Genomic DNA, 583 nt, shown 5'->3' with positions numbered 1-583 from the left:
GGTACTGAAACAGTTCGGCCCCGGGGCTGACTGGCAGAATACAGCCAATGAAAAAGCCGTGCTAACCGCATATAAAACCAATATAGCAGGCGATGCCACTTTGAACTGCAAGCTATACTTCATCACAGTGACAAGCCAGAGCCCGACCCTGGGCCAAACCACCAATTATACCACAGGGCAACTCTATGTAACAGAATTAAAAGATGAAGACGGCAATGCATCCTATGAGTTCAAGGACAAACTGGGACAGGTAGTCCTTACCCGCCAGATGGACGGGACAACGCCCCTCGACACCTATTATGTCTATGACGATTTTGGCAACCAATGCTATGTGTTACCCCCACGGATACAGGACGAAGGGATAGCACAAACAAAGCTCGACGAACTGGCTTACCAGTATAAATACGACAACCGCAACCGCTGTATATGGAAGAAGCTTCCCGGTTGTGAACCTATCCGTTACGTTTACGATAAAGCCGACAGGCTGGTATATACACAGGACGGAGTACAGTACAATAAAAGTCCGAAGGAATGGACGTTCATTATCCCCGATGCTTTCGGGCGGGTGGTACTGACAGGCATA

At 48.7% G+C, this 583-nt stretch carries 1 pseudogene; it reads left to right on the top strand.

The window, feature by feature from the left end:
* A pseudogene (locus tag ACFO6W_RS26105) lies at positions 1 to 583 on the top strand (DUF6443 domain-containing protein); the annotation flags it as partial.

It is taken from the genome of Dysgonomonas termitidis (genome assembly GCF_042654545.1).
GTDB classification, from domain to species: Bacteria; Bacteroidota; Bacteroidia; order Bacteroidales; family Dysgonomonadaceae; genus Dysgonomonas; species Dysgonomonas termitidis.
Note: the sequence above shows the minus strand (reverse complement) of the source record. Positions and strands in the feature narration are given on the sequence as shown.